General features: G+C 33.4%; 14 protein-coding genes and 1 tRNA gene. 12 read left to right on the forward strand and 3 right to left on the reverse strand.

The annotated features are described in order from the left end of the window. Nucleotides 1–71 precede the first annotated feature (71 nt). A complete protein-coding gene (locus FJOH_RS05805) occupies nucleotides 72–1,070 on the forward strand; it encodes a GntR family transcriptional regulator (protein WP_012023201.1) in 999 nt (332 codons plus the stop codon). Between the two features lie 294 nt (nucleotides 1,071–1,364). Here FJOH_RS05805 and FJOH_RS05810 read toward each other — a convergent pair whose 3' ends face one another. Then, the gene (locus FJOH_RS05810) at nucleotides 1,365–2,054 is read right to left on the reverse strand and encodes an NUDIX hydrolase (RefSeq protein ID WP_012023202.1); all 690 of its coding nucleotides are present in this window, start codon (nucleotides 2,052–2,054) and stop codon (nucleotides 1,365–1,367) included. A 563-nt stretch (nucleotides 2,055–2,617) separates the two neighbouring features. On the opposite strand from FJOH_RS05810, the gene FJOH_RS05815 reads away from it, so the two are divergent. The 7 genes from FJOH_RS05815 (at nucleotide 2,618) to FJOH_RS05845 (ending at nucleotide 13,679) form a co-directional block, all read left to right on the forward strand. Further along, nucleotides 2,618–4,162 carry an alpha-N-arabinofuranosidase gene (locus FJOH_RS05815; RefSeq protein ID WP_012023203.1) on the forward strand — a complete coding sequence of 515 codons (1,545 nt, stop codon included), beginning with the start codon at nucleotides 2,618–2,620 and terminating at the stop codon, nucleotides 4,160–4,162. 249 nt (nucleotides 4,163–4,411) lie between these two features. Continuing rightward, nucleotides 4,412–6,103 carry a ribulokinase gene (locus FJOH_RS05820; RefSeq protein ID WP_012023204.1) on the forward strand — a complete coding sequence of 564 codons (1,692 nt, stop codon included), beginning with the start codon at nucleotides 4,412–4,414 and terminating at the stop codon, nucleotides 6,101–6,103. Beyond that, nucleotides 6,087–6,788: an L-ribulose-5-phosphate 4-epimerase gene (locus tag FJOH_RS05825; protein ID WP_012023205.1), complete on the forward strand. Its 702-nt coding sequence runs from the start codon at nucleotides 6,087–6,089 to the stop codon at nucleotides 6,786–6,788. Before FJOH_RS05820 ends, FJOH_RS05825 begins: the two co-directional genes overlap by 17 nt. Before the next feature lie 123 nt (nucleotides 6,789–6,911). Further along, complete coding sequence (araA, locus tag FJOH_RS05830) at nucleotides 6,912–8,420, forward strand: L-arabinose isomerase (RefSeq protein WP_012023206.1); 1,509 nt, start codon at nucleotides 6,912–6,914, stop codon at nucleotides 8,418–8,420. A 107-nt stretch (nucleotides 8,421–8,527) separates the two neighbouring features. Beyond that, nucleotides 8,528–9,706: an aldose epimerase family protein gene (locus FJOH_RS05835; RefSeq protein WP_012023207.1), complete on the forward strand. Its 1,179-nt coding sequence runs from the start codon at nucleotides 8,528–8,530 to the stop codon at nucleotides 9,704–9,706. 188 nt (nucleotides 9,707–9,894) lie between these two features. Beyond that, entirely contained in the window at nucleotides 9,895–13,188 is a 3,294-nt protein-coding gene (locus tag FJOH_RS05840) for a T9SS type B sorting domain-containing protein (RefSeq protein ID WP_012023208.1), read from the forward strand. Nucleotides 13,189–13,214: 26 nt separating this feature from the next. Continuing rightward, a complete protein-coding gene (locus FJOH_RS05845) occupies nucleotides 13,215–13,679 on the forward strand; it encodes an OsmC family protein (protein ID WP_012023209.1) in 465 nt (154 codons plus the stop codon). Nucleotides 13,680–13,741: 62 nt separating this feature from the next. On the opposite strand, the gene FJOH_RS05850 is transcribed toward FJOH_RS05845, so the two are convergent. Both FJOH_RS05850 and FJOH_RS05855 read right to left on the reverse strand, forming a co-directional pair. Continuing rightward, nucleotides 13,742–14,161, reverse strand: coding sequence for a helix-turn-helix domain-containing protein (locus tag FJOH_RS05850; RefSeq protein ID WP_012023210.1), 420 nt, complete (start codon nucleotides 14,159–14,161; stop codon nucleotides 13,742–13,744). A gap of 169 nt (nucleotides 14,162–14,330) precedes the next feature. Beyond that, nucleotides 14,331–14,410 (reverse strand) — tRNA-Leu (locus FJOH_RS05855). A 288-nt stretch (nucleotides 14,411–14,698) separates the two neighbouring features. Between FJOH_RS05855 and FJOH_RS05860 the strand changes: the two genes are divergently transcribed. The 4 genes from FJOH_RS05860 to FJOH_RS05875 all read left to right on the forward strand — a co-directional run bounded on the left by FJOH_RS05860 (nucleotide 14,699) and on the right by FJOH_RS05875 (nucleotide 18,111). Beyond that, nucleotides 14,699–15,640 (forward strand): ribose-phosphate pyrophosphokinase, encoded by a 942-nt coding sequence (locus FJOH_RS05860; RefSeq protein WP_012023211.1) that lies wholly within the window; start codon nucleotides 14,699–14,701, stop codon nucleotides 15,638–15,640. Between the two features lie 119 nt (nucleotides 15,641–15,759). Beyond that, on the forward strand, nucleotides 15,760–16,371 hold the full coding sequence (locus tag FJOH_RS05865) for a 50S ribosomal protein L25/general stress protein Ctc (RefSeq protein WP_012023212.1): 612 nt from the start codon (nucleotides 15,760–15,762) through the stop codon (nucleotides 16,369–16,371). A gap of 310 nt (nucleotides 16,372–16,681) precedes the next feature. Continuing rightward, complete coding sequence (gene pth, locus FJOH_RS05870; RefSeq protein WP_012023213.1) at nucleotides 16,682–17,359, forward strand: aminoacyl-tRNA hydrolase; 678 nt, start codon at nucleotides 16,682–16,684, stop codon at nucleotides 17,357–17,359. A 140-nt stretch (nucleotides 17,360–17,499) separates the two neighbouring features. Next, nucleotides 17,500–18,111, forward strand: a complete 612-nt coding sequence (locus FJOH_RS05875; RefSeq protein WP_012023214.1) for a superoxide dismutase — start codon at nucleotides 17,500–17,502, stop codon at nucleotides 18,109–18,111. Nucleotides 18,112–18,493 lie beyond the last annotated feature (382 nt).

The raw sequence follows: 18,493 nt of genomic DNA on the forward strand, positions 1-18,493 counted from the left end.
TAGAAACATTCTTTGTTTTTACATACCAGTACCTACCAGTTTTTGTATATTGCACAAAATTCTATTTACAGATGAATATCATTTCGATCCAAAATAACATTGGCCTGCCAAAATATAAGCAGATTATTCTTTCAATAGAAAAAGCTATCGAAGAAGAAAAATTGATCAAAGGCGACCGCCTTCCGTCAGTAAACAAAGTCTGTCTGGCTTTTTCATTGTCTCGCGATACCGTTTTACTGGCATATGATGAACTAAAAAAAAGAGGTATCATTTATGCCATTCCAGGAAAAGGATATTACGTTAAAAGCGTTGAAATCACTATAAAGCAGAAGATTTTTTTACTTTTTGATGAGTTGAATATTTTTAAAGAAGATATTTATAATTCCTTTTTAAATAATATTGGCAAAAATGTTCAGGTAGATATTTTCTTTCATCATTTTAACAGTCAGGTTTTTCAAAAGCTGTTAAACGACAGCAACGGAAATTATACTAAGTATATCCTGATGCCTACAAATCTGCAGGATATTGTTTCTTCAATAAAAACCCTACCAGTAGGTGATGTTATTATTCTTGATCAAACTAATCCAGATCTTAAAGCTTATCCTGCCATTTACCAAAACCATCAAAAAGATATTTTTGAAGGATTGCAAAAAGGAAATCAAAGATTAAGCAAATACAAAAAACTGATTTTAATTTTTCCTGGATTTCGTGAACCGCTTGGAATGAAATTGGGCTTTGAAGATTTTTGTACCGAATATAATTTTGAATCTGAAATTATAACTGAATTTACGAACAGAGAAATTACTGCCGGAGATTTATACATAATACCTAATGATCGTGATTTGGTTAGGGTAATTGAAAACGCCCGCGATCAGAATTTGAAACTCGGATCTGATTTTGGAATTATATCCTATAATGAAACACCGCTGAAAAAAATTGCTGCAAACGGAATTACAACTATTTCAACTCATTTTGAAGCAATGGGAAAAATTCTGGCAGAGATGGTTTTAAAAAATAAAAAAGAACAAATAGAAAATAAGTCTTCATTGATAATGCGAAACTCTTTGTAAAGAATTGATAAAGAATTTTGCTTACAAACTAACTATATCACAAGCAAATCGGTTTTTGTTTAAAAAATCTTTTATTTATTAATTAAAAAAATAAAGATGTTATTTCTTGCTTTTGAATGTTTATTTTGCTTACATTTGCAAATGTAAATTTTACACTTATTATTGTTACAGCGATTAGTGTTCATAATGATTGCTTCAACAAGGTTAAAAGATAATAATTTTGTTTATTTTTTTTAATAGTAGTTTTATTGAAGAAAAAACCCTGAAAGTTGTGGATTTCAGGGTTTTGTTTTTTTATAAGTTAAGAGAAAAATTATTTAAAAGTTTCTCTTCATATTTTTCTTTATTAAAAGTATAGAGGTAAGATCCTTTTCTAGACGACTGCATATCTTTTTCTTCAAGCTTATTTAGAATTTCAAGAGAATTTATTTTACTGATGAAATTTCTTTTATCTAATTCTTTGCTTAAAATAGCTTCGTATAATTCTAAAAGCTGGCGCATAGTGAATTTTTCCGGAAGCAGTTCGAACCCAATAGGTTTTATCGAAGTTTTGTATCGAAGTCTTTTAATTGCATTATCGACCATTTCGTTGTGGTCAAAAATTAGGTTTGGAGCATCGTTAATAGGGAACCATTCTGCATGATAATTTCTAATTAATTCTGTATTGTGGTTTTCAATATTAATTAAAGCAAAATACGAAACCGAAATAGTTCTTTCTACCGGGTCACGATCAATTTCACTGTAAGCATATAACTGCTCCATATAAATGTCGTTAAGACCGGTATATGTATTTAAAATTCTAATAGCAGCATCATCTAAAACTTCGTCACGTTTTAAAAAACCTCCAATCAAAGACCATTTCCCCTTTTCAGGTTCAAAATCCCTTTTAATTAAAAGTATCTTTAGGCCTTCACTGTCGAATCCGAAAATAATACAATCTACCGCTAGTAAAACCTTATCGGCAGAGCTATAACTGTTTAACATATTCAATAATTTATTGGTAAAGATATAAACTTCCTAAATTGTTTCATAATTTATTAATGTAACTTTTACACTTATGTAAATATACTTATAAAAACACGAAAGCTTTAACAATTGAATCCGGCAATTTTAAAAACATCTTTGTTTTCTTTTTTTCTTACAAAATCAAATGCCGAAATCCGAATCAAAGGTAAAAACATTTTAAAGAGAATTGATATGCGTCTTATAATTTTTATTTTAGTAAAATTCTGCCTCTTTAAAAATGTTATAAAAGACTTGTTCTTTACGGTTTTTTGTAGAATTTGTAATTTTTAAACTTCTTGTGAAAAACCAATTAGCATTTAAAAGCCTATTGTTTTCTGTGCTTTTTAAAAATGAAATTATCAAATCCGTTTTTTGCAACCAGTTGTTTTAAGATTTTAATTTGTTTTTAAGACTTTTTTTTGCTTAAATTTACAAATGTCAAACAAACACTTATTTTGATTATGTATTAGAAAAAACAAAAAACAATAAAAATTATAACTAACCAGCCTTACTTTTCTAAAAGTCACCAACCACGATAGACTATGAAAAAAACACTACTACTATTGTTTGTTACAATTTGTATACAGACAATTTCTGCGCAGAAAGAACCAATAGTTATTACTATAAAAAATGATCCTGCCGCACCAACCATCAATAAAAATATTTACGGTCATTTTGCTGAACATTTAGGACGCTGTATATACGGCGGATTTTTTGTTGGCGATACTTCTAAAATTCCAAATACAAACGGAGTCAGAAATGATGTTATTAAAGCCTTAAAAGATTTAAAAATTCCAAATTTAAGATGGCCGGGAGGCTGTTTTGCTGATACCTATCACTGGAAAGACGGAATTGGTCCAAAAGAACAAAGACCTACAATTGTAAATCAATGGTGGGGAGGCGTAACAGAAGATAATAGTTTTGGAACTCATGACTTTTTAAATCTATGTGAAGTTCTGGGGGCAGAACCTTATTTATCCGGCAATGTAGGAAGCGGAACAGTTCAGGAATTTGCCGACTGGATTCAGTATGCCAATTTTGGAGGCAAAAGCCCAATGAGTGATCTGCGTAAAAAAAACGGAAGAACAGAACCATGGAAAGTTAAATTCTGGGGAATTGGAAATGAAGCCTGGGGCTGCGGCGGTAACATGACAGCAGAATACTATGCAAACGAATACCGCAAGTTTGCCACTTTTATGGCAGACTGGAATAATACAGGCGGTATAAATCGTATTGCTTCGGGAGCCAACAGCAGTGACTATAACTGGACGGAAGTTTTAATGAAAAATATTCCGCTTAATATGCTTGGCGGAGTTGGGGTTCATCATTATTCTGTAATTGACTGGAATAAAAAAGGAGATGCGGTTAATTTTTCGGAAGAGCAATATTTTAAAACCATGAAAGAGGCTTTAAAAATGGAAGAGCTCGTAACGAAGCATGCTGCAGTAATGGATAAATACGATCCTGAGAAAAAAGTAGCAATGGTAGTTGATGAATGGGGCGGATGGTATGATGTAGAAAAAGGAACAAATCCGGGATTTTTATATCAGCAAAATACCATTAGAGATGCAGTTTTGGCTGGAGCAACACTTAATATTTTTAATAATCATGCAGACAGGGTTCGAATGGCAAATTTGGCTCAGTGCGTAAACGTGCTTCAAGCAGTAATCCTGACTGATAAAACCAAAATGATCTTAACACCAACCTATCACGTTATGCAAATGTACAATGTGCATCAGGATGCGAAACTGCTGCCAATAAATTTCAGTTCGCCATTATATACATTTAAAGATCAAACGCTTCCGGCAGTTTCGGCTTCGGCTTCAAAAGATAAAAACGGTGTTGTACATATTTCATTGGTAAATGTGGATGCAAAAAGTAAACATAAAATCGAAATTGATACGAAAGATTTGGGTGTGAAAAATTTTACTGCCCATATTATTACTTCATCGAAATTGCAGGATTTTAATTCTTTTGAGAATCCAAATAAAATCAGTCCTGCAGCATTTAAAGATTTTGATATGAAAAAAGGAAAATTAGAGATCAATTTACCTCCTTTTTCAGTTTTGGTTTTAGAAGGAAAATAATTTAAAAAAAGAGAAAAAATCATATAAAATATAGTTAGAAAAGCAGGCTGCATTTTACCGTTTTAAGCGTAAAGATGAAATAATCGCATTAAAATAAATGTTATTTAAACGTTTATTTTTTCTTTGAACCATAAAACGCTGTTTTAGTGCAATATCTGCAAAAAAATCTCATAGCTTTTTTGTTAAGTGTTTTTTGTACACTTATAATATTTTATAAGTATATTTGTCACCATTAAAAATAAATTTCGAATGAAAAATTATGTCATAGGATTAGACTACGGAACAGATTCTGTTCGTGCGGTTCTTATAGATACTGAAAATGGGCAGGAATTGGCATCCAATGTTTCTCATTACAAAAGATGGAAAAATAAGCAGTATTGCGACGCATCCATAAATCAATTTCGTCAGCATCCTTTAGATCATATCGAGGGCTTAGAAATTACGATTCAAACCGTTATTAAAGAAAGCAAAGTTGATCCAAAACTAGTACGAGGAATTTGTATTGATACAACAGGATCTTCTCCGGTTCCGGTTACTAAAGACGGAACACCGCTCGCTCTAACAAAAGGTTTTGAAGAAAATCCAAATGCCATGATGGTGTTATGGAAAGATCATACAGCAATAAATGAAGCAAACGAAATCAACGAACTGGCAGTTAGCTGGGGCGGAGAAGATGTTACCAAATATGTTGGAGGAATTTATTCATCTGAATGGTTTTGGGCAAAAATTCTTCATATAGCAAGACAAGACGAAGCGGTTAGAAACGCAGCACACACCTGGATGGAGCACTGCGATTTAATGACGTATTTGTTAATTGAAGATAAAGATTTAAAAACCTTCAAAAGAAGTCGTTGTGCAGCAGGACATAAAGCTATGTGGCACACAGACTGGAACGGATTACCGCCAGTTGAATTTTTAGAAAAATTACATCCGTATTTAGCGCAGCTTCGCGGTAACTTATATGATGAAACATATACATCAGATTTATCAGCAGGAAAACTAAGCCAGGAATGGGCAGATCGTTTAGGACTTTCGATAGAAACAGTTGTGGCTGTTGGAACTTTCGACGCGCACTCAGGAGCAGTTGGAGCTAAAATCGAAGAAAATACTTTAGTCCGCGTTATGGGAACTTCAACTTGTGATATTCTGGTTGGTTCTTATGATGAGGTTGGAACAAAAACAGTTAGAGGAATCTGCGGACAAGTTGACGGTTCTGTTATTCCGGGCTTTATTGGTTTAGAAGCAGGACAATCTGCTTTTGGAGATTTATTGGCTTGGTACAAAGAACTTTTAATGTGGCCAACAGAACATTTATTAGGAACTTCTTCTGTTTTAAATGATGCTCAAAAAGAACAGTTAAGAGAAGAATTCAGCGATAAATTAATTGTTGAATTAACGAAAGAAGCAGAGAAAATTCCCGTTTCAGAAAGTCTTCCAATTGCTTTGGACTGGATTAACGGGCGACGAACTCCAGATGCAAATCAGGAATTAAAAAGTGCTATTTCGAACCTTTCTTTAGGAACAAAAGCGCCTCATATTTTTAAAGCTTTAGTAAACGCAATTTGTTTTGGAGCGAAGAAAATTGTAGACCGTTTTGAAGAGGAAGGTGTAAAAATCGACAGCGTAATCGGAATTGGCGGTGTGGCGAGAAAATCTCCTTTTATCATGCAGACTTTGGCTAATGTTTTAAACAAGCCAATTAAAATTGCTGCTTCAGACCAAACTCCGGCTTTAGGTGCAGCAATCTATGCAGCCGTTGCTGCTGGAATTTATCCAAATGTAATCGAAGCAAGCCAGAAAATCGGAAGTGATTTTGACGGAGAATATTTCCCTCAGACAGATAAAGTAGAAGCATATCACAAACTGCTTTTAGCTTACGAACAATTAAGCGCTTTTGCAGATCCAAACCTTAAAATATCGCAGCATGAGTTCTCTTTATAAAGATTTAAAACAAGAATGTTACGAAGCCAACATGCAGTTAAATGCATTGAATTTGGTAGTGTACACTTTTGGAAATGTAAGTGCCGTAGACAGAAAAAATGGTGTTTTTGCCATTAAACCAAGCGGTGTTCCTTACGAAGATTTAAAACCGGAAGATATTGTAATTGTCGATTTTGACAACAATGTAATCGAAGGCACAATGCGTCCGTCATCAGACACTAAAACGCATGCTTATTTATACAAACACTGGCCAAATATTGGAGGAGTTGCACATACACACGCAACCTATTCTGTGGCTTGGGCACAATCTCAATTGGATATTCCAATTTTCGGAACAACGCATGCCGATCATTTAACTGCTGACATTCCGTGTGCGCCACCAATGGCTGATTCTCTTATCGAAGGAAACTACGAACACAATACTGGAATTCAAATTCTGGATTGTTTCAAAGAAAAAAATCTTTCTTATGAAGAAGTAGAAATGATTTTGATTGGAAATCATGGTCCATTTGCATGGGGAAAAAATGCAGCAAAAGCAGTTTATAACAGCAAGGTTCTGGAAGTTGTGGCCGAAATGGCATATCTGACTTTGCAAATAAACCCAAACGCGCCAAGATTAAAAGATTCATTAATAAAGAAACATTACAATCGTAAACACGGAAAAGATTCGTATTACGGACAGTAATGATTTTAGATTTTAGATTAAAGAAAATAGAATAAAGAACAAAGAGAAAAGATTTTCGTTAATCGTGGATTTTTAGACAAAGAAAAACGATTTGACGATTAAACAAATAAACGATTAAACAACATGATAGATATATCTCAAAAAGAAGTATGGTTTGTAGTAGGAAGCCAAGAATTATACGGTGAAGAAACACTAAGAAAAGTAGCAGAACATTCACAGATTATTGCAAAAGGATTAGACGCTTCGTCTTCAATTCCGGTAAAAGTGGTTTACAAAGATGTGGTAAAATCGCCTTCGCAGATTTTAGATGTTTGTCTGGCGGCAAACTCTGCTAAAAATTGTATCGGAATTATTGCCTGGATGCATACTTTTTCACCTGCAAAAATGTGGATTGGCGGTTTAAATATTCTTAAAAAACCATTATGTCATTTACATACACAATACAATGCTGAAATTCCGTGGGGATCTATCGACATGGATTTCATGAACTTAAACCAATCGGCTCACGGAGATCGTGAATTTGGTTTTATCATGTCAAGATTACGCAAAAAACGTAAAGTTGTGGTTGGACACTGGGAAGATCAAAGAGTTCAAAAACAATTAGGAATCTGGTCAAGAGTGGTTCTTGGATGGGACGAACTTCAAAACTTAAAAGTAGCTCGTATTGGAGATAATATGCGTGAAGTTGCCGTAACGGAAGGAGACAAAGTAGAAGCTCAAATTCGTTTTGGAATGTCTGTAAACGGATACGATTCTTCAGATGTTACCAAACATATCGAGAAAGTAACAGATAAACAATTAGCTGATTTATTAGCAGTTTATGAGTCTTCTTATAACTTAACAGATTCTTTAAAAGAAGGGGGAGCGCAAAGAAGTTCTTTGGTTGAAGCGGCAAAAATCGAATTAGGATTAAGAGCTTTCCTTGAAGAAGGAGGATTTGGTGCTTTTACAGATACATTTGAAAACCTTGGAGTTTGGAAACAATTACCAGGAATCGCAACACAAAGATTAATGGCCGATGGTTACGGTTTTGGAGGCGAAGGAGATTGGAAAACCGCTGCAATGGTAAGAGCTTTAAAAGTAATGTGTATTGGTCTTGAAGGCGGAACTTCTTTCATGGAAGATTATACGTATAATTTCACACCTCAAAAATCGTATGTTTTAGGTTCTCACATGTTGGAAATCTGCCCATCGATTGCTGATGGAAAACCTTCTTGTGAAGTGCACCCATTAGGAATTGGCGGAAAAGAAGATCCGGCTCGTTTGGTATTTAATTCGCCTGCAGGTGATGCGATCAATGTATCTTTGGTTGATATGGGAACTCGTTTCCGTTTAATTGTAAACGAAGTAGAAGCAGTTAAACCAATGGCAGAATTACCAAAACTTCCTGTAGCACGCGTTCTTTGGGATTGTAAGCCAAATTTAGAAGTTGCAGCAACAGCCTGGATTCTTGCCGGAGGAGCGCACCACACGGTTTACAGCCAGTCAATCACAACAGAATATATGGAAGATTTCGCAGATATTGCTGGAATTGAGTTGTTAGTTATAGACGAAAAAACAACCGTAAGAGAGTTTAAAGATAAGATTAATGCTAACGAAGCGTATTTCCATTTGTTTCAGCATGGACTTTAAATTAGTCAAAAGCCGAAAGTCATAAAGTCCGAAAGTTTTAGTTACTTTGGAGAAAAGACTTATGACTTTTGATTTTAAGACTTTACTAACTTAAAAAATTATCATTTATGAATGTATTAAAACGTTGTATTTTTGGAATCGGCCTGTTAAGTCTGGCTTTGGTTTCAGTTCAATGCAAAAACGATAAAAAAATGGATTCGACAGTTTCAGATCAAAAAGCAGCAGTAACAATTGAAAAATCTTCTTATGGAACAACTTCAAAAGGAGAAAAAGTAGATAGTTATAAATTGAAAAACCAAAATGGGATGGAGGTTGACATCATCACTTTTGGCGGAAGAATTACAGATTTAAAAGTACCAAATAAAGAGGGTGTTTCAGAAAATGTTGTAATTGGATTTAGTTCTTTGGCACAATACGAAAAAGAAAACCCGTTTTTTGGAGCTTTAATTGGAAGATACGGAAACCGAATTGCTAAAGGTAAATTTACTTTAGAAGGAAAAGAATATCAATTAGCGATAAACAATGCGCCAAATGCTTTGCACGGTGGACCTCAGGGATATTTCAATGTGGTTTGGAAAGCAGATGAGGTTAAATCTGGCGAAACAGCTTCTTTAAAATTATCTTATTTAAGTAAAGATATGGAAGAAGGATATCCTGGAAACCTTAAAGTTTTTGTGACTTATACATTAACAAATGATAATCAGTTAGAAGTTTTATATGAAGCGACGACTGATAAAACAACGGTTGTGAACTTAACACAGCATTCATATTTCAATTTATCAGGAGATTTTACAAAAACAATCTTAGATCACGAATTGACTTTAAATGCAGATAAAATTGTTCCGGTTGATGCGACTTTGATTCCAACAGGAAAATTAGAAGATGTTGCTAATACACCTTTCGATTTTAGAAAACCAAAGTTAATTGGAAAAGATATCGAAGCTAAAAACGAACAATTAGAAAAAGGAAAAGGTTACGATCATTGCTGGGTATTAAATAATCCGGAAAAAGGAAAAACAATTATTGCAAAAGTATACCACGCACCAAGCGGAAGAGTTTTGGAAGTAACAACTGACGAACCTGGAATTCAGTTTTACTCAGGAAATTTCCTTGACGGAACTTTGCCAACGCCAAACGGAGGAACTTTTGCTCACAGAACAGGATTGTGTCTGGAAACAGAACACTATCCAGATTCTCCAAACCAGAAAAATTTCCCAACAACGGTTTTAAACCCGGGAGAAAATTATAAAACTAAAACTACTTTTAAATTCTCGGTAAAAAAATAGTTTTAGAATTTGTTTATTAGTTCAATTCTCTAAGAAACCTCGAAAAGTAAGACTTTCGAGGTTTTTTTATTTGAAAACTATTTTGTTAGCAAAACTGTTTTTTTAACCTAGTTTGTGTCATTTGATTCTTATATTTGAATTTAATTATCAAACCTAAAATTTAAAAGAGAGGGGCAAAAATTACTTAAATGAAACTCATTACGAATCAAAAAAGCAAATTTAATACAGCAATTTCGTTTTTATTTTTTCTATTTTTTCAACAGTCATATGCGCAAATAACATTGACCAATAATATTGGGACAACTCTTGTTAAAACTGATATGTATTCTTGCAAAGATGATGAAAGCTGGTCAAGAGTATTTAAATTATCAGATTTTGGTATAAAACCAAATGAACAATTTATTATTAAATCAGGACAGGTTGGAATTGCAAAATCGGATGTTGGTGCAAATTTGTCATTTTCAGTTTATATTGTTGACGACAGATTTCCTGAGCTTTTTAGAACTTATTTTGAAAAACCATTACTTGGATCTAGAGCCCTTATACCAACAAAAACCATTCATGGAAATCCAGAATTGATGCAAATAGATTTTGATGAACCAATTATTGTTCCAGCTGGAGTTGAAAAAATTCTGGTAATGGTGGGTAAGGGAAAAGATTATACTAATTACACATCGTCAGAAGTTTTTGTAGCAGGTACGCAGCAAGATAACGGAGATTCTTGGTATTTAGGTTGTGATAAAACGCTTCCTTTTTCCCGTACTACAGATTTAACCATCCCTGTTCCAAATGCAAATTTTTACATCACAGTAACGGGTGAAGTATTTGATTCAAAAAGTTCAGGTTCAGTTACACGCATCTCTCATAACATTTGTGATGATTTAGTGAAGACAGACATGTATGGCTGTTATGGATCAACTTATTATTGGGCTAGAGATTTTAACCTGAAAGATTTTGGCATATCATCTAATGAAGAATTCACTATTACTTCTGGGCAGGTTGGGGTTAATAATACAGCATGGGGGGCCACTGTTAGTTTTAATATTTATAAAATTGACGATAATTTTCCAGCTTCTTTTTCAGAAACGAATTTAATTGGAAGCAGTCAAATTATAGATGTTCCTCCAGCTATAGGTTATAATTCTCAAATAATCCAAATAGATTTTAACACCCCAATTAAAATACCTGCAGGTGTTGAAAAAATACTAGTTGAAGTTAAAAAAGGCAGTAATCCTGTGTTAGGCAGTGGATCACAAGTTGCTTTTATAGCCGGCTCAGCACAAGACAATGGTGTTTCATGGTTTAGAGGCTGTAGTCGTTCGCCTGATATTGGATATAATAAATATTTCTCTACCGTTGATGACGGAATACAAAATGCTAATTTCTACATAAATGTAACGGGAAATGTAAAAAATGTTTCGAACCATTTTGAAATGAATTTTTCAAATATATGCTCAGAATTTTTAAAAGAATTCAGTATTGATGATCAGTCAAAAGTAGCTTCAGTCGAATGGAATTTTGGAGATCCTGCTTCTGGGGCGGATAATATATCTACAGATTTATCTCCTTTTCATGATTTTTCGGCAGATGGAAAATATACTGTCACAGCAAAGGTTACAGGTAAAGATGGAACTGTTGAAAATTTATCGGAAACAATAAATGCAAAAGAACCTCCAAAAGCTTATGGGATTAATAATATCTATGCTTGCGAAGATGTAGCTGGAACAGGTATTTCAAAATCATTCGATGTTTCGGCAGTTATGCAGCAAGTTTTAGGAGGACAAACAGATAAAGATGTTTCTTTTATAGATGGTAACGGAAAGAAATATAGTTCTCTGCCAAATCCGTTCACCAATACGATTAAAGATAGAGAAACTATAACAATAAGAGTAAGTCATAAAGATAATTTATGTTGTTATTCTGAAACTACATTTGACTTAATTGTAAATCCATTGCCAAATTTGTCAACAGTCAGCGATTTAATCGTTTGTGATAACGGAAATAGTTTTGCACAGTTTAATTTAAAGTCCGTTGAAACTACAATTTTAGGAATCTCGACAGACTTAAACGTTGAATTTTATCATCAAAACGGACAAAAAATATCGGGTTCTTTAAATGCAGTTACGAATTTAATCGCAAAAGAAGAAATTATTAAAGTAAGAGCGATCAATACCAATACGAACTGTTATAACGAATCAACATTTAAGTTAATAGTAAGTCCGGTGCCTGTAGCAAATTCTTTGCAGGAGTTAGTAGGTTGCGATGATAATAATGATGGCATTTCGGAATACTTTGATACTTCAAATATTGAATCTGCTGTTTTGGGAAATCAACAAGGAATGAAAGTTTCTTATGTTGACAGCAATGGAAATCCATTAATAAGTCCGTTACCTAATCCATACACAAATATTATTAAGAATCAAGACTTTATAAAAGTCAGAGTAACTAATAATCTAACCAATTGTTATGCAGAAACAGCATTAATTTTAAAAACATCTTCACAACCAAGCATAAATAAACCGTCAAACAAATATGCGTGTGATGAAGGAAATGGTTTTGCAACTTTTGATTTGTCCAATTTAACAGCCGAAATTATAGGAAATCAAACAGGGCTTAAAGTGATGTATTTTGACGCTAACGGAAATTCGTTGCCAAGTCCGCTACCGGCTTTATTTCAAAACACTCACGCAAAATCACAAACAATAAAAATAAGAGTAGAGAATGAAATAAATAGACTTTGCAATTCTGAAACAAGTTTAGACTTATTCGTAAATGATCTGCCAACAGTAATGATTGAAAAAACTTATTTTTTGTGCAATTTGGAAGCTTCTTTGCATGTAAATGTTGCTAATAATTTAGACAGTTATACCTGGAAGTTCAATGATACAGATATTGTTTCAAATACATACGAAGCCGATTTAATTAATGCAGGAAAATATACGTTGACAGTTGGTAAAATTCAAAATGATATTTATTGTGAAAACAAATTTGAGTTCGAATTAGTAAGATCCGTTTTGCCAACAATCAAACAAATAAGATATCAGGAATTATCAGATAATAATTTTATTGAAATTATTCCAACAACAGATGGAAGTCTGGAATATTCTATAGACGGAATAAATTATCAGAATAGCAATTATTTTTCTAATATTCAGGGTGGAACTTATGTGGTATATTTAAGAGATAAAGAAGGATGTGGACAGGATTCAAAAGAAGTTACCGTAATTGATTATCCAAAATTCTTTACTCCAAATAATGACGGATATAATGATTTTTGGCATATAAAAAACACGAGTAAATTTCCAAATTCTAAAATATCAATATTTGATAGATATGGTAAATTAATAAAAGAACTCTTTGCAAATGATCATGGATGGGATGGTTTTTATAATGGAAGTCAAATGCCAGCAGACGATTACTGGTTTAAGGCTAATTTTAATGAAAACATTAATTTTTCGGGTCATTTTTCTTTAAAAAGATAAAATTTAAAAAGAGAAATATTAAGGAGATGGCATTCAAACATTTATTCAAAGCAGTGTTAAACTGGACTTCAAAAAAAGAAGTTTCGTCTTTAAAAATCTATAGTAAGAACCATCAGGTAAAAATTGAAGGAAAACCAATTTTAGAAGTTTCAGCAGCAAAAGCATTCAAAGGAGACCCGGAGTTATATAATCCGGAAGATTTATTGTTAAGCAGTTTGGTTTCCTGCCACATGATGTCATATTTATATATATGTTCTCAAAACGGAATAGAAGTTCTTGAATATTTAGACAACGCAGAAGCAACTTTGGAAGTAAATCCAGACGGAAGCGGGCGTTTTGTTGAGGTAAAATTATTTCCAAAAGTGAAAATCTCAAATTCAGACCAAATAGAATTGGCTTTGAATTTACACTTTAAAGCAAACCAATTATGTTTTATAGCTAATTCCTGCAATTTTCCTGTTTTGCATGAAGCGAGTTGTGAAGTGTTATAAAAAAATAAGCTGACTCAGATTGAGAAAGCTTATTAATTTATTGTTGAGATTTATATCTAAATTTATTTATTGAATAGGTTTTCAAATCTTTGCATCATTTCATCTTTCTCTTTCAACATACGCTCATATAATGAGATTTTCTCATCGTATAATTGAACAATTTTATCAAGAGGATTGAAAGAAGGCTGATAGGTAAATCCAGAAGCAACAGCATTATCTTTGAAATCTTGGAAAGAATAAGTATTCGCAATAACATTTACAGCTTGTTCTTCGTCAAAATTCTGAAATGCTTCAACGGGAATTCTCAATGAAACGGAGATTTGCTTTAATAAATTTTCTTCGATTACATCTTTTTGCTCAAGTAAAGAGATTTTCTTTTGATTCCAATCATCTCCAAGGTCAAAAGCTAAAGCTTCTTGTTTTATTCCAAGCATTTCTCTAAAACGTTTAACGTTTCTTCCCTGATGTATTTTTTGTTCCATAATGAGTATTAATTTCCGGAAAGCTCAAAAGTAGAGCTGTTCGAATTAAAAAATCTGAGTTTCAAAGATAAAAAATATCCTGTAAAATAATCAGATATCAAAAAAATGAAGATTTGGAGAGGTATTAAAAAACGAAAAGCTGTCATTTTTGACAGCTTTTCCGTTAATGTACCCGGAGCCGGAGTCGAACCGGCACGGTTTCCCACAGGTGTTTGAGACCAGCGCGTCTACCAATTCCGCCATCCGGGCTTAGCAGACGAAAAAATAATGATAAATCAATTATTTTAACGCAATAGAATGAACCAATAATGTGCCCATTCCTTTAACACGGTGCAAATGTAAAAAATAAAATTATAAATTCTAATAAAAAATCTCAAATATTTACTTTCAGTGTTCGATTAATTTTATAAATTTGCAGCTCGTTAAAACGAAGCACACACAACTAACTACATCCGAGACATTTATGCGTATTCTGCTTTATCTTAAAAGATATTGCTGGATTTTTATAAGCGTAACGGAATAAAACAACAAATTATAATGTCGCACCTAGAACCAGAAGCTAAAATTTTTGCTTGTTCACAAAGTGTTTATCTTGCAGAAAAAATTGCAGAACAGTACGGAATTCCGTTAGGAAAAGTAACGATGTCAACGTATAGTGATGGAGAATTTCAGCCGTCTTACGAAGAATCAATTAGAGGTTTACGCGTTTTTATCGTGTGTTCAACTTTTCCATCGGCAGATAATTTGATGGAATTGTTATTAATGATTGATGCAGCAAAACGTGCATCAGCAAGACATATTACAGCTGTTATGCCTTATTTTGGCTGGGCAAGACAGGATAGAAAAGATAAGCCAAGAGTGCCGATTGGAGCTAAGTTAGTAGCAAACCTATTAACAGCTGCAGGAGCAACAAGAATCATGACGATGGATTTGCATGCAGATCAAATTCAGGGATTCTTTGAAAAACCGGTAGATCATTTATTTGCATCTACAATCTTTTTGCCTTACGTGCAGAGTTTAAATTTAGAAAATTTAACGATTGCATCTCCAGACATGGGAGGATCAAAAAGAGCTTATGCTTACTCTAAGTTTTTAGAATCAGATGTAGTAATCTGTTACAAACAAAGAAAAGCTGCCAATGTTATCGACACTATGGAATTGATTGGTGAAGTAAAAGGTCGTAACGTAATCTTAGTAGATGACATGATCGATACAGGAGGAACTTTAGCGAAAGCTGCAGATCTTATGATCGAAAAAGGAGCGCTAAGTGTAAGAGCAATTTGTACACATGCTATTTTATCTGGCGGTGCGTATGAAAAAATTGAAAATTCAAAATTAACTGAGTTGATCGTAACCGATTCTATTCCGTTAAAGAAACATTCAGACAAGATTAGAGTAGTGAGTTGTGCACCTCTTTTCGCAGAAGTTATGCACATGGTGCACCACAACAATTCCATTAGTGGAAAATTCATTATGTAAAAGCTATAAGCTTAGGCAATAAGCCATAAGCTGGTAGAAATTACAAAAAAAGCCTAAAGCGTATGGCCTAAAGCTTACAACAATTAAGAATATTTATTTAATAACTATATTTTTTTACAATGAAATCGATTACAATTAAAGGATCAGAAAGAGAAAGCGTGGGCAAAGTGTCAACTAAAGCCTTACGTAATGCTGGAGCGGTTCCTTGCGTGTTATACGGAGGAAATCAGGCAGTACACTTCTCAGCAGACGCTGCAGCGTTCAAAAACTTGGTTTACACTCCAAATGCACACACAGTTGTGATTGAGCTTGGAAAAGGAAAATCATTCAATGCAATTTTGCAAGATATCCAGGTTCACCCTGTAACTGACAAAATTTTACACATCGACTTCTTCCAATTATTTGATGATAAAGAAATCACAATGGAAGTTCCTGTGAAAATCGTTGGTACATCTAAAGGTGTTCTTGCGGGAGGTGTTTTACGTTTAAACCAACGTAAATTAAAAGTTAAAGCTTTACCAGCAAATCTTCCTGATTTTGTTGAAGCTGACATTACTCCACTTGAAATGGGTAACAAATTATATGTTACTAAAGTTGGAAAACCAGAGTACAAAATTATGCACCCAGACAACACAGTTGTTGCTCAGGTAAGAATCTCTCGTGCTGCTATGAAAGCTGCTCAAGAAGCTGCAAAAGCTGCAAAAGCTCCTGCAAAAGGAAAGAAAAAATAATTTTTTTCACTCAATACAAAAAGCCTCAATCTTACGATTGGGGCTTTTTTTTAGATGCTAAGTTTCTAAGATACTTAGGTGCTAAGGTTTTTATTGTGAAAGTACTTCGAGTCTGCTTAGTCCAATAAAATAGTAAATCAATATAACTTTGTATAAATCTACTAGAGACATTTTCTTTGCGTTCTTAGCGTAAACCTTTGCGTGCTTTGCGGTTAAATCACAAATGGTAAACAATTATCTAATTCCTACATTCCCAAATTATCTAATTATCCAATTGCCACATTCTCTAATTAATCTTACTTTTGCAAACATGATAAAATGGATAACAAAACTGTTTTCATCAATACCAAAAGAAGAGAACACAGAAGATAATATAAAACCGGAAGTTCACGAACACCAAAAAAACAATATAAAAAACGTGAGTAAAAAATATTTAATCGTAGGATTAGGAAACATAGGCGCTGAATACGTAAACACGCGACACAATATTGGATTTAAAGTGTTAGACTTTTTGGCCAAAAAAGAAGGACTTTCATTCGAAACCGTAAAATTAGGTTCTTTGGCTGAATACAAATTCAAAGGCAGAACTTTCTTTCTGCTTAAACCAAATACTTACATGAATTTAAGCGGAAAGGCTGTAAAATATTGGATGGATAAGGAAAATATTCCATTAGAGAATATTTTGGTTATTACAGACGATTTAAATCTTTCTTTTGGAACAATTCGTATCAAGCCAAAAGGAAGCGATGGTGGTCACAACGGACTTAAAAACATCAATTTAGTTCTAAATACACAAAATTATACCCGATATAGATTTGGTATCAGCGATCAATTCAAAAAAGGACAGCAGATAGATTATGTTTTAGGAGAATGGAATGCTGAAGAAGAAGCAAAACTGCCTGAGCGTTTAGAAGTTTCAGCAGAAATTATAAAAACTTTTGGAACGGCAGGTTTAGAAAATACCATGACGACATTTAATGGAAAATAAAGATTTTCAGATGTTTATATTGTAAAAATGTAAATTATCAGTGAATTTAATTCAATTATAACGAAATAGTATTTTCAATTCCAAAGTTAAATGTCTAAATTTGGGATAAATTATTTATAAACCATAAAAATCATATTACCATGGCTTTTGAATTACCACAATTACCTTATGCATACGATGCATTAGAACCACATATTGATGCACGTACAATGGAAATCCATCATACAAAGCACCACAATGCATACACTACTAATCTTAACGCAGCTATTGCTGGAACAGATTTAGAAGGAAAAACAATCGAAAACATCTTAATTAACTTAGATAAATCTAACGCAGCAGTTCGTAACAATGGTGGAGGTTTTTATAACCACAATTTATTCTGGACTGTAATGTCTCCAAACGGAGGAGGATTGCCAACAGGAGATTTATTAGCTGCTATTGAATCTTCTTTTGGAAGTTTCGAAGAGTTTAAAGCAAAATTTGCTAAAGCCGGAGCAACTCAGTTTGGTTCTGGATGGGCTTGGTTAACAGTTCAAAAAGGAGGAAAATTAGAAGTTGTAGGTACTCCAAATCAAGATAACCCATTAATGCCGGAAGTTGCTGGTCACGGTGGAACTCCAATCTTAGGAATGGACGTTTGGGAACATGCTTACTACTTAAACTACCAAAACAGAAGACCAGATTATATTGAAGCTTTCTTCAGTGTAATTAACTGGACAGAAGTTGCAAGAAGATTTGCTTTAGACAAGTAAGAAAAAATAGAATAAAGATTATAGAAAAAAGACGAGTGCCTAAAGGTGCTCGTTTTTTTTGGTTCATATTTTTTAGAGTGTTTCTTCTATAATCTTTACTCCTCTCTCTTAAAAGAAGAAAATAAAAAAGGTGGAATTTCTTCCACCTTTTTTGCCCCAAATCTACCATAAACTTAACCTACTAATGTTATGGTTTAGTAAATGTATGGTGACTATTTTTATGAAAAAAACTTTTTAGATAAAAAGCAAATATATTCGATAAAGTCAATGTAAGCTCTGTAGAGCAATACCTAATAAGAAGAAAATAAAAAAGGCGGAATTTCTTCCACCTTTTTTGCCCCAAATCTACCATAAACTTAACCTACTAATGTTATGGTTTAGT

It is taken from the genome of Flavobacterium johnsoniae UW101 (genome assembly GCF_000016645.1).
In the GTDB taxonomy this organism is placed as follows: domain Bacteria; phylum Bacteroidota; class Bacteroidia; order Flavobacteriales; family Flavobacteriaceae; genus Flavobacterium; species Flavobacterium johnsoniae.